Below are 10,347 nucleotides of genomic sequence, written 5' to 3'. Positions count from 1 at the left end.
GTTTGACCATCACTAACGTGGACAAGTCAACCCTGAGCCGGGAGTCGACATTTAGTATGTTGATTTATGCCGGACCAGAAATTGCGGTGGCGTCAACGAAGGCGTACACGGCACAAATTGCGGTGCAAGCAATCTTGGCAAAGGCTCTGGGGATGAAGATGGGGCAACAGGCTGCCGCTGATTTTGCCTTGAAGGAGCAATTAGCCATTATTGCCAATGGGATGCAGGCCATTACGGACAGTAAGGACAAGATGGCCGAAATGGCCGCTCACTACCTGAGCAAGCCGCGGAATGCGTTCTACATTGGTCGGGGCATGGACTGGTCCGTAGCGCTCGAAGCAGCACTGAAGCTGAAGGAAATTTCATATGTTCAGGCAGAAGGGTTTGCTTCCGGTGAGCTTAAACACGGGACAATTGCTCTGATTGAGAACCGGACACCAGTCATTGGCTTAATTACGCAGGACCGGACTGCTGGACTGACTAGGTCAAACCTGGAAGAAACAGCTTCCCGGGGCGCCGCAACGTTAACCATCGTGTCCCGCCACCTGGCGACAGAAGACGACAACATTGTTTTACCAGACGTCGATCCGTTGCTGACCCCGTTACTGAGCGTCGTGCCAACCCAGCTATTGGCTTACTACACCAGCCTGGGGAAGGGCCTGGATGTTGACAAACCACGGAATTTGGCAAAGTCGGTTACTGTTCAGTAGGCGTGTTGTCAAGATGAAGAAGTTAATGAGGAGTAAAGTTGGAAGGGTGACTCTGGTGGTCGCCTTTTTCACTTTGTTGTTGACTGGGACGGCGAAAGCGGCGGAACCTGGTACTCGGGACACGGAACCCATTCCCACCGTCTTTGTTCATGGCTTGAAGGGGTCGGCCAAATCGACGAACGGGATGATTTCCTACTTTAGCCACCGTTACTATGGTGCTGCCCGGGTCCAAACAATCAATATTGAGCCCGATGGCGAGTTAAATGTCCAGGGCGAATACCAGTGGATTGACCACCCACTGATTCAAATCAACTTTGTTAACCGCAACGCGTCGATTCCCCAGGACAATCTTTGGTTGGCCAAGGCCCTCCACTATATCAAAGTTCAGGACGGGGTGAAGCGTTATTACGCCGTCGGGCATTCAGCAGGTTGCGTCACCTTGCTGCAAACTGAGATGGTTTCCCGCCGGCAGTTGCCAATTATGGAGAAATTTGTTTCCGTTGCCGGTTGCTATAATGGCTTGCTGAAGGAAAATGACTTTCCGCATGCGGTGCGTTTGGACGACCACTACCGGCCAGATCATTGGTATCCGGCTGATAGTCAGTACCCTGCCTTTAAGACCCTCATGCGACAAGCAAAGTACTTTCCTAAGGATGTCCAGGTCTTAAATATCTATGGTGACCTCGGGAATGGAACCAACTCAGATGGCAAGGTGACGACGCAGTCAGCACTCTCACTAAATTACATCCTGCGACACCAGCTATTAAAGGTGAAAAATGTTCGTTTTACGGGCTCGTTTTATCAGCATAGTGGGCTGCGAAAGAGTCCCGCAGTTTACCAGTGCATTGGTACTTTTCTCTGGCATCAGCGGGCACAAAACGGTGCAATCATCCACCCACAGCCAGAACCGACTGCTGCCCACAACTAAAAAGAGATTATTTGCGAAAAAAGCAAATAACGTTTGACAGCGCTTACACAATCGGTTATTATAATGACATAAGGTATCAATATTACCTTCTAATCAATTCTCTTTCTCTCTTATGCCAATCACCGCCAGACCATGGCGGTGATTTTTTATTTAGGATGTTCTGTTGTAAAATACGGTTATTAACGAAAGGCAAGGCGACAATGTGATGGAAAAACAACATGAAATCTTAGACATGATTGAGCAGATCACGAGAAATGATGGAAGTAAATACTACGAAATTGGCAACATGGTTCATAACGGTCGCGCTGAGCTAGCGGCTGATCGTGGCTATATTAAGGAAGTCCGAATTCTCAAGCTCAATATTCCCCATTCGCAAACGGTACAAAAATATGAAGATTTCATCAACAGTCACTACCAGATGCAATCAGAGAACCTGGACCACTGGGAAGAATGGAAACGGACTCCAGAGGCAGATGCGCTGGTGAAGGAAATTATGAAGGAAAACCACCTGTCATAACGAAATTGCCCCCACGCTGGGATTTTCCCAACATGGAGGCTTTTTTGGTGGTTGTTAATTTTGGTAGTTGATGGCTTGTTTGGTGACTAGTTCGAAGGAACTTAATTCACTAGTATTGAGGTCAATGTTACTCAACGCGACGGCATTAATTTGCTGGTTGGTATAGGTCGTGTAGTAGAGGGTCCCGGTCGCTAAGTTCAGACAGTCAGTATAGATGGTGTATTCAAACTTATTTGGGGCTACTTCATCGAGGTTTTGGGGTTGAGCAACGTTATTGAGGCAGTGGAAGAAATGACTGACACATTCATCTTCAGTTGTCCCCAGCGGCGCATGGGCTTTGGTAAAGACTTCACGAACGAACCGGCTTTCGGAATCAAGCCCCCCGGGAAGCTGGCTGCTACCAATACCACGACTATAAGAAGGAATATCAATTCCTGGTGCAAGCGTATTTACGGGTTCACCAACGGAGACGTTGCGATAGTTAGCCAGGTTCGTCATTTGCTGCGGAAATTCGGGATTATTGGTTAAAACGCCGACGGGGTCGTCATAAACATGCAAGCCGGTGCGGGTCGATTCAACGACGATTGCCGCGCCAGACTTATCTGCGACTAGCCAGTGAAGTGGTGAACTGGTCATCGTGGCAGAAAAACTTTGGTTGGTCAGATTAATGGTCGTTAGTAACTGTTTTGCTTCAGCGACCGTTGCCGCTTGGGCGAGGAGGTAAGGAACAATTTCAAATGAAGCCACGTTGTCCTTGTGTTCAGCCAAACCAAAGAAGTGGGCGGGCCCGTTGAAGTTTAATCCAGCCATGCCCAAGCCCTTTTCGTTGGCCCCGTCAAAATAGAGGGGATAGTGATCACGAATAATCGCCATTCCGGTGATGGCAAAGTGATCGGTAATGGTCGGGAGATTTTTTAAACGCAACGGGTAGTGGCGCGGCATGATGACGACTTTTTGACCAAGCGTCATTTCGAGGTCAAGATTGCGGCCAAAGTAACCGTCACCGGCTGAATAAATTATAGATGTACACATATTAGCAGATCCTTTTGTAATTGACTGATAACATTGCGACAATCCAATCGTAGCATTGCCCATTGGTGGAAGCAAATAATGGCAATGACGGTGGTGGTAGGAAAAAGACGGGAATTATGGCTATACTGGCTTCGCTGTTTTGACTATAATAGATGGAGTAATTTGCGGAATTAGGGGGGAGATAGATGCAGAACAAACCTGTGTTTTTGGTGAAGCAGTCATCGCACCGGCACTACGTGTATGGTGTTGACGGTTTGCGAACGCTGGCCGTTGTCGGGGTGATTGGGTACCATTTGCTTCCCACATTTCTTCCCGGCGGTTTTCTCGGTGTACCACTATTTTTGATAATTTCGGGATACTTTGTCACTAGTCAATTGCTTCGGCGTTGGCAGCATGAGCAACCACTCCAGTTGACTGCTTTTTATCGACGACGGGCAAGGCGGCTTTATCCAGTGTTGGCAACGATGCTGGCAGCCACTTCGGTGTACATCTTGTTCTTTGCTCGCACTTTGCTGTACCATCTGCGGCAAATTGTATTTTTTAACCTGGCTGGTGTCTACAATTGGTGGGAAATTGCCAATGGCCAGTCGTATTTTGACCGTTTTACCCAACAGTCCCCGTTTACCCATCTCTGGACCATGGGAGTGCTGATGCAGTTCTACCTCTTATGGCCGCTTCTACTGTGGGGACTACTGAAACTCTTCGGCAAACGGTCGACAGTTCGGCGACTAGTTTTCCTGCTGGCAATCCTTTCGGCAGTTGAAATGGCGCTTTTGTACCGTCCAGATAACATCAACCGGGTTTATTACGGGACAGATACCCGGGCATTTTCCCTTTTACTTGGGTGTTGGCTAGCGTTTGTCTGGCCTCACGAACGACTGAAAACAAACCTTAACCAGCAAAGTAGGCGCTGGTTAGATGTTGTTGGGCTCGGCAGTTTGCTACTGACCCTGGTTGGCTTCGTGTTGATGCATGGTGAAGGGCGGGCCGCCTACGAGGGGGGAATGTTTGGCTACAGTGTCGCGGGCCTGTTACTCCTAGCAACCATCGTCCACCAGGGGAGTAGTCTGAGTAAGTGGTTTGCGCACCCGCTTTGTCAGTGGGTTGGCCGCCGTTCCTACGGTATTTATGTTTATCAATATCCAGTCATGGTGTTTTACGAGCGATTGGTTGCCGTTGGCCTTCACCCATTAATCAATGCAGTGGTTGAGCTGGTATTAATTCTGGGAATCAGTGAATTGTCATACCGCTTTGTTGAACGGCCACTAGCTCACTATGATTGGACTAACTGGCGGTCGACTATCCGCTCCTGGTTCCAACCGGGGCAGTTCAAGGTCTGGCTGCGGGTCATTCCTGCTCTGCTTTTCTGCGGGATGTTTGCCGCCGCCCTTAGTGCTCCAGAAAAAGCGCCCCAAAAGAATGCTGTTCAAAGGCACATTGAACAGGCAACGACCGCCACTGCCAACCAAAACAAGCGGGTCGCGGCGGGAAAGACGGCCAAAGTAAAGGTTAGCAGTAAGTCGCTTCACCGTAAGTATGCCCTCAGCAAGGGCCAACTAGCGCCGGCTAAAAAGCTCAAAGTGACGGTGATTGGGGATTCCGTGATGGCAGATGCGTCAAAAAATATTCAGCAGGTCATGCCGGCTGCTTACGTTGACGCACAGGTAGGCCGGCAAGGATCTCAGGCACCGGCAATCATCAAGGACCTCAAAAAGCAGGGCCACTTACAAAAGATTGTTGTTTTGAACCTGGGGACTAACGGGATGATGTCGACGGCGACCGTTGGCAAGATTATTGACGCCATTGGTCCGGGTCACCAAATTTACTGGGTAAACTCGCATATTCCAACGAAAGACTGGCAAGGGGCCGTCAATAAGTTGATTTTAAAGGTTGCTCGTCAGCGCGGCGACGTTTACCTCGTGGACTGGTATTCACTGAGCCAGCACCACCAGAACTGGTTTGCCAACGACAATGTCCACATGAACGAGCAGGGGAATGTTCAGTTTACCCGCTTGATTGTTACGACAATTTTAAAGCACCATTAGGAGGATTATTATGACCATCAAAATGATTGCATTAGACCTGGACAACACGTTACTCGATAGCCATAAGAAGATTAGTGCCCGCAATGAACGGGCGTTACGATCACTGCATGATCAAGGAATTAAGGTTGTGTTGTGTACGGGTCGCCCGATTAACGCCATTTGGCCGCTGATTGAACAACTGGTCCTGACGAATGATGACGACTGCACGATTAACTTCAACGGGGGACTGGTTGTTGAAAACAACAGTAAGAAGGTCTTATTCCGTCAAGGGATGGGTTATGAAAACATTCACCGGGTTTATGACTACTGCAAGCAGAATCATTACCCGCTCAACATTCTTGATTTCGAATCGGTTTACGAGATGACTGACCTCGCTAAGTCTGGCTACTCTGGCTTTATTCACCACATTCAATACCACCACATGCCGTTTAGTCAGCTGCCTCACGATAAGGAATACAGCAAGTTGATTATCTGCACGAAGGTCGAAGTGGTCGAAGAGGCGCAGAAAAATGTACCAGCGACAATTAAGGACGTCTTCACGGTGACCCGGTCTCAGCCATACGTCCTCGAATTCCTGCCACCGCAAGTGGATAAGGCAGTGGGGTTGAGGAAGTTGTTGGACCATTACGGTTGGGATTTCAGTAACGTCATGAGCTTTGGCGACGGTGACAACGACCTAGGGATGACCAAGGCTGTTGCTAGTGGTAACGGAGTCGCTGTCGCGATGTCCAACGGTGTTGACCAGGTACGGCAAGCGGCCACCACGGTAACGAAGTCGAATGACGAAGACGGGGTGGCAGTCTTTTTGGAAGATTATTTTGCAACAATGCTGTAATAAAGGACGCTTTAAGGGGCTGAAAAAGCAGGCAGAAGGGATCTTTTCCCTTTTTCTTGTGAAAAAAGCCCTTTTTTTGAGCAAAAATCGAGCTTCTAAATTATTTGTTTAGGTGTGCCAAAGAAAACGATAGTGGCGGAGCTGCCTTCAGATAAATTCAAAATTGGGCTGCGAGTTGGCTGGTCAATGTTACAGAAGATTACAAAAAAGACGCTGGTCAAGCCAATTTCGATATTGTCTTGTTACTTTCTAGTAATATTGAATAGCTATCATAGTAACCGTTGAAATTGATAAGCAAGTTACAAAAAAAACAAAAGGACGGTTGATTGATTTTATGTTTAAGAAGAACTTAACCAAGATTGTTGCCAGTGTTGCTGCTTTAGGTGCAGGTGTTGCTGCTACGACTGCAGTTGCTAACGCCGACACTGTTTACACTGTTCAAAGTGGTGATACCCTGTCAGAAATCTCGATGAAGTTCGCCAAGGACACGGACCATGTCAACGAACTGGCCAAGAAGAATAACATTAAGGACGTTAACGTTATCTATGTTGGTCAAAAACTGCTGATCACTAGCGATGGTCAGATTGAACAGGCTTCAGCTAAGCAGGCGGCAACCCTGCCAAGTGCTAACACGAATACTAACACCGCTAGTTCAGCATACACTTCTAACGTTTCCGGCAGCGAAGCAGCTGCGAAGGCTTGGATTGCTGCCCGCGAATCTGGTGGTAACTATGGCGCAACTAACGGTCAATACATTGGTAAGTACCAACTGAGTGCTTCCTACCTTGGTGGGGACTACTCTCCAGCTAACCAGGAACGGGTTGCTGACCAGTACGTTGCTAGTCGCTACGGTTTATGGCAAAACGCCCAGGTCCACTGGCAGGCTAATGGCTGGTACTAATCACCACCTAATAAATTAACCAATCAAAATGACGAGGTCTTCGTGGCCCCGTCATTTTTGCGTATAATAGCAGTGGAGGGATCAGAAATGGCAAAGCAACGACTAGTCCCACTTGATGGGGCAATGAATTTTCGCGACCTGGGCGGCTACCAAACCGCTGACCACCGGACGGTGGCTTGGGGACGGATCTACCGCGCAGACTCGTTAAGCAGCTTATCAGCTAAGGACTTACAATTGTTGGCTGATCGACGGATCACCGTTGACTGTGACTTGCGGACGGCCTTTGAACAACGAGCAATGCCTGACAAGCTGGCTGCAGGAATGAGGTATATCGACTGTCACGTTTATGCTGAAGAGGGGGATGCTGACCAGCAATCGGACGTTCCGGGGAAGATTTTGCCCGCGGGTTATCTGGGCAGCATTTACCAACACATTGTCCTCAATGTTCATTCTCAGCATGCCTTTGGCAAAGTGATGCGGGAACTAGTTGAGCTCGCACCGGATGAAGCGCTTGTCTTTCACTGCAGTGCCGGCAAGGACCGGACGGGAATGATGGCTGCCCTGATTTTAAAAATGCTCGGTGTCGACGACCAAACGATTATTAAGGACTACCTGCTGACCAATCAGCTCTATGACTTTGCTGCGTCACGCCAACTACCATCAGCGGACCAGATGGGGCAAATGGTCGCCAAGATGAACACCACCAAGGGTGATGGCCCGGTGATGAAGGGCTTTTTGGCAACGATTGAACAGGGCTGGGGGACGGTTGACCAGTTTCTGATTCGTCAGTTAGACTTGAGTGTGCAGGAGATTGACCGGTTACGTCAAAAATTTTTGGAATAAACATCCCCCCGTCAGCGATCACCGCCGACGGGGGTTATTTGTGAAATAAAAAAGACCAGCCGAAGCTGATCGTAGAAGTTGGGCATACTGGGCTCGAACCAGTACATTATGGATCCAGGGTCCACCGCCTTACCAATTTGGCTAATGCCCAATATTGATTGCGTTGCCTTAACAACGATTAATAGTATAGCGAAAAACGCCGCTAAACGCAACACCTAATTTGAATTTTTTTGATTGTCTGTGGTCGGTTGAAGGTTGGCGCCCCAGTGGCCAGTACGAAAACCGCCCCACTTCTGGATGCCAGGATCGTGATATTCGTTTTCAAAAAAGTTTCTGGCAAGGCGACTAGCCTCTTCGTCACTATAAAGCCGTAGCTCGATTTTCAACACTCCTTTCTTAACGCGTTAACTGGTGAAGACGTCGCCGTTGGTCCTGACTAAAACCGACCAGGTTCACCGGTAGCTGGTAGCTCTGGCGAAAAATGGTCAGGCTGTCGATCAATAGGTCCAGTTTTGCTGGTTCAACAGCCAGTGGCAGTGAGCGGGTGGAAACGCCTCGTCGCCGAATATAGAAAAAGTAGTGGTATTGCTGGTCAGCAGGGACATTAACTACCGACAAGGAGTACCGCGTTTCGGGCAGGCGATGAAAATAATGGCGGACTGCCATGACTAGTTGTTGACCGGTTTCTCTAGACATAAGATTACTCCTTTGTTGAAAAGAGGTCGAGCTGTTCGCTGGTTAGCCGTTGCAGGTTACCGAAGCCAACAAAAACGATCCGGACATCTTCGCCGTGCCATAACTGGTTAAAGAGACGGACGGCGGTGGCTAACGCTGATTGCTGGTTCGGAATTCCGGTAAAATTACGGGTTTTGGAAACAGCGTGTCCGTGAAAGTCATCAGGGTTATCCTGAAAGGTCAGGCTGACGGAAATGTTACCAGGGACGAGCCCTTGTTTTTGCACCCGTCGGAATGCGTTTTGCCCGACCTTTTCCAGGGTCTGCCGTAGTTCATGCTCATTGCTTGAGCCCTCGGTAATGACGTGGGAATTGCTAATACTGTGAGAACGGTGCGGACGCGGGTCGTCGAGGTGCGATCGGTCAATTCCCCAGGCAGTCGCATAGAGACTAACACCACGGACTTTCCCCATTGCTGCTTGAAGGGCGTGGGGGTCGGTATGGGCAATCTCGCCGAGCGTGTGGATGCCAAGGGAGTTCAGCTTGCTGGCGGTTTGCCGCCCAATGCCCCAGATATCCGTTAACGGGTGGACGGGCCACAGCTTAGTGGGAATATCGCGATACTGAAGTCGCCCGACAAAGTCAGGTTGTTCTTTGGCTACCAAGTCGAGTGCTAATTTAGCCAGCAGGGGGTTGTCACCGATGCCAACCGTCGTAATCAGCCCCAATTGCTGGTATATTTCCTGGCGGATTGCTTTGACAATATTGTCGACGGAGGGACCGTATTCTTGCCAATGGTGGCTGACGTCAAGGATCGACTCGTCGATAGAGTAAGGAAGTAATTCTTTTTGACTAACAAACTTTAAAAACAGTTCGTTGATTTGCTGATTGCGTCGTTCGTACAGTTCCATTCGCGGCGGCACGATAATTAAACGGTCATCACGAGGGAGCTGACTTTTGGTGCCGCGGTTGTGGAGGTGAAACATCTTTTTGGCCATTGGCGAAGCAGCAACCACCAAACCGTGGGCGGTGTGCGGGACCTCGCGGAGCACGACTAAGGGAGTGGTCAGTGGGTCGAGCCCGCGGACAGTACACTCAACACTAGCAAAAAATGATTTATTGTCGACGACCAAAAAGAGGCCGTGTGGTTCGTGTCGGTAATTCATGTCTGTCCCTCCCTTTCAATCGATTTTACGATGGTTCTTGGCAAGGAAGCAAGGAAGAAACAGGCTTTCTGTGCGTTTTTTGCTACAATCTGCTACAATAACTGGCAAGAGAGAGAAGTTTGATCCAGGAGGTTAGTACTAATGGCAAGTAGTTCCGATAGTATTTATAACGTTTTGTACCAAATTAAGCGTCATCCCGAAATAGCAGAGGTCAGTGAGCAGGATTGTTCCAACGTTATTGGGTTGTCTGTCCCTGACAGTACCAAGGTGTCGGATTCAGCCTTTTATTTTCCTGACAACCAGTTAATGGTTAACCGGCTTTCGGGGGACTTTGTGGCCCAAAATGGTGACTTGCTGGATTACTTCTATGAGCAAACAAAGAATACAATTCCTGACTATCATAATGTGTGGGTGACGAGTTCACATTTTACTAACCACCACTGCTATTTTCTGGAGTTATCTTTTGAGTAGTTGATATTGACAAATTAGGGTGCAGTCGGTATACTACTTTTTGTATGTTTGATTGCCCGCTGGTCAAATTGGTTAAGACGTCGCCCTCTCAAGGCGGAGTTACGGGTTCGATCCCCGTGCGGGTGATATTTGATTTGATTAACGAATTGGGGCTGTGACATAAGCCCTTTATAATGAGTGAACCGTTCGGAATGCTCAAAATTCCGAACGGTTCTTCTTTTTTAG

The 10,347-nt window shown here is 48.7% G+C and carries 12 protein-coding genes and 2 tRNA genes; 9 read left to right on the top strand and 5 right to left on the bottom strand.

What is annotated here, in order from left to right:
• From Q0E49_RS07365 to Q0E49_RS07355, 3 genes are all read left to right on the top strand, one after another.
• On the top strand, positions 1-710 hold a 710-nt coding region (locus Q0E49_RS07365; RefSeq protein ID WP_295747564.1), incomplete at its 5' end, for an SIS domain-containing protein.
• Entirely contained in the window at positions 664-1,638 is a 975-nt protein-coding gene (locus tag Q0E49_RS07360; protein ID WP_295747562.1) for an alpha/beta hydrolase, read from the top strand. The genes Q0E49_RS07365 and Q0E49_RS07360, both read left to right, overlap by 47 nt.
• Before the next feature lie 205 nt (positions 1,639-1,843).
• On the top strand, positions 1,844-2,155 hold the full coding sequence (locus tag Q0E49_RS07355; protein ID WP_295747560.1) for a hypothetical protein: 312 nt from the start codon (positions 1,844-1,846) through the stop codon (positions 2,153-2,155).
• 54 nt (positions 2,156-2,209) lie between these two features.
• Here the strand turns inward: Q0E49_RS07355 and bsh are convergent, their stop codons facing one another.
• A complete protein-coding gene (gene bsh / locus Q0E49_RS07350; protein WP_295747558.1) occupies positions 2,210-3,187 on the bottom strand; it encodes a choloylglycine hydrolase in 978 nt (325 codons plus the stop codon).
• A 185-nt stretch (positions 3,188-3,372) separates the two neighbouring features.
• On the opposite strand from bsh, the gene Q0E49_RS07345 reads away from it, so the two are divergent.
• The 4 genes from Q0E49_RS07345 (at position 3,373) to Q0E49_RS07330 (ending at position 7,811) form a co-directional block, all read left to right on the top strand.
• On the top strand, positions 3,373-5,232 hold the full coding sequence (locus Q0E49_RS07345; protein ID WP_295747556.1) for an acyltransferase family protein: 1,860 nt from the start codon (positions 3,373-3,375) through the stop codon (positions 5,230-5,232).
• A 10-nt stretch (positions 5,233-5,242) separates the two neighbouring features.
• Positions 5,243-6,067, top strand: a complete 825-nt coding sequence (locus Q0E49_RS07340) for a Cof-type HAD-IIB family hydrolase (RefSeq protein WP_295747555.1) — start codon at positions 5,243-5,245, stop codon at positions 6,065-6,067.
• 334 nt (positions 6,068-6,401) lie between these two features.
• Positions 6,402-6,968, top strand: coding sequence for a LysM domain-containing protein (locus Q0E49_RS07335; protein ID WP_295747553.1), 567 nt, complete (start codon positions 6,402-6,404; stop codon positions 6,966-6,968).
• A gap of 87 nt (positions 6,969-7,055) precedes the next feature.
• On the top strand, positions 7,056-7,811 hold the full coding sequence (locus Q0E49_RS07330) for a tyrosine-protein phosphatase (RefSeq protein ID WP_295747551.1): 756 nt from the start codon (positions 7,056-7,058) through the stop codon (positions 7,809-7,811).
• Between the two features lie 78 nt (positions 7,812-7,889).
• Here Q0E49_RS07330 and Q0E49_RS07325 read toward each other — a convergent pair.
• The 4 genes from Q0E49_RS07325 to Q0E49_RS07310 form a co-directional block, all read right to left on the bottom strand.
• Positions 7,890-7,962: transfer RNA gene (locus tag Q0E49_RS07325), tRNA-Gln, on the bottom strand.
• A 64-nt stretch (positions 7,963-8,026) separates the two neighbouring features.
• Positions 8,027-8,197, bottom strand: coding sequence for a hypothetical protein (locus Q0E49_RS07320; RefSeq protein ID WP_295747549.1), 171 nt, complete (start codon positions 8,195-8,197; stop codon positions 8,027-8,029).
• A 10-nt stretch (positions 8,198-8,207) separates the two neighbouring features.
• Entirely contained in the window at positions 8,208-8,507 is a 300-nt protein-coding gene (locus Q0E49_RS07315) for a hypothetical protein (protein WP_295747547.1), read from the bottom strand.
• A 4-nt stretch (positions 8,508-8,511) separates the two neighbouring features.
• Positions 8,512-9,651, bottom strand: a complete 1,140-nt coding sequence (locus Q0E49_RS07310; RefSeq protein ID WP_295747545.1) for an excinuclease ABC subunit A — start codon at positions 9,649-9,651, stop codon at positions 8,512-8,514.
• Between the two features lie 141 nt (positions 9,652-9,792).
• Here Q0E49_RS07310 and Q0E49_RS07305 point away from each other — a divergent pair, with 141 nt between their 5' ends.
• Both Q0E49_RS07305 and Q0E49_RS07300 read left to right on the top strand, forming a co-directional pair.
• A complete protein-coding gene (locus tag Q0E49_RS07305; RefSeq protein WP_295747543.1) occupies positions 9,793-10,122 on the top strand; it encodes a hypothetical protein in 330 nt (109 codons plus the stop codon).
• Between the two features lie 53 nt (positions 10,123-10,175).
• Positions 10,176-10,248, top strand: a tRNA-Glu gene (locus Q0E49_RS07300).
• Positions 10,249-10,347 lie beyond the last annotated feature (99 nt).

Source organism: uncultured Limosilactobacillus sp. (genome assembly GCF_934202235.1).
Classification (GTDB): Bacteria; Bacillota; Bacilli; order Lactobacillales; family Lactobacillaceae; genus Limosilactobacillus.
Note: the sequence above shows the minus strand (reverse complement) of the source record. Positions and strands in the feature narration are given on the sequence as shown.

Coding starts and splice junctions, on each gene's coding strand:
- Q0E49_RS07360 (WP_295747562.1), top strand. CDS start 664: ATGTTGACAAACCACGGAATTTGGCAAAGTCGGTTACTGTTCAGTAGG.
- Q0E49_RS07355 (WP_295747560.1), top strand. CDS start 1,844: ATGGAAAAACAACATGAAATCTTAGACATGATTGAGCAGATCACGAGA.
- bsh (WP_295747558.1), bottom strand. CDS start 3,187: ATGTGTACATCTATAATTTATTCAGCCGGTGACGGTTACTTTGGCCGC.
- Q0E49_RS07345 (WP_295747556.1), top strand. CDS start 3,373: ATGCAGAACAAACCTGTGTTTTTGGTGAAGCAGTCATCGCACCGGCAC.
- Q0E49_RS07340 (WP_295747555.1), top strand. CDS start 5,243: ATGACCATCAAAATGATTGCATTAGACCTGGACAACACGTTACTCGAT.
- Q0E49_RS07335 (WP_295747553.1), top strand. CDS start 6,402: ATGTTTAAGAAGAACTTAACCAAGATTGTTGCCAGTGTTGCTGCTTTA.
- Q0E49_RS07330 (WP_295747551.1), top strand. CDS start 7,056: ATGGCAAAGCAACGACTAGTCCCACTTGATGGGGCAATGAATTTTCGC.
- Q0E49_RS07315 (WP_295747547.1), bottom strand. CDS start 8,507: ATGTCTAGAGAAACCGGTCAACAACTAGTCATGGCAGTCCGCCATTAT.
- Q0E49_RS07310 (WP_295747545.1), bottom strand. CDS start 9,651: ATGAATTACCGACACGAACCACACGGCCTCTTTTTGGTCGTCGACAAT.
- Q0E49_RS07305 (WP_295747543.1), top strand. CDS start 9,793: ATGGCAAGTAGTTCCGATAGTATTTATAACGTTTTGTACCAAATTAAG.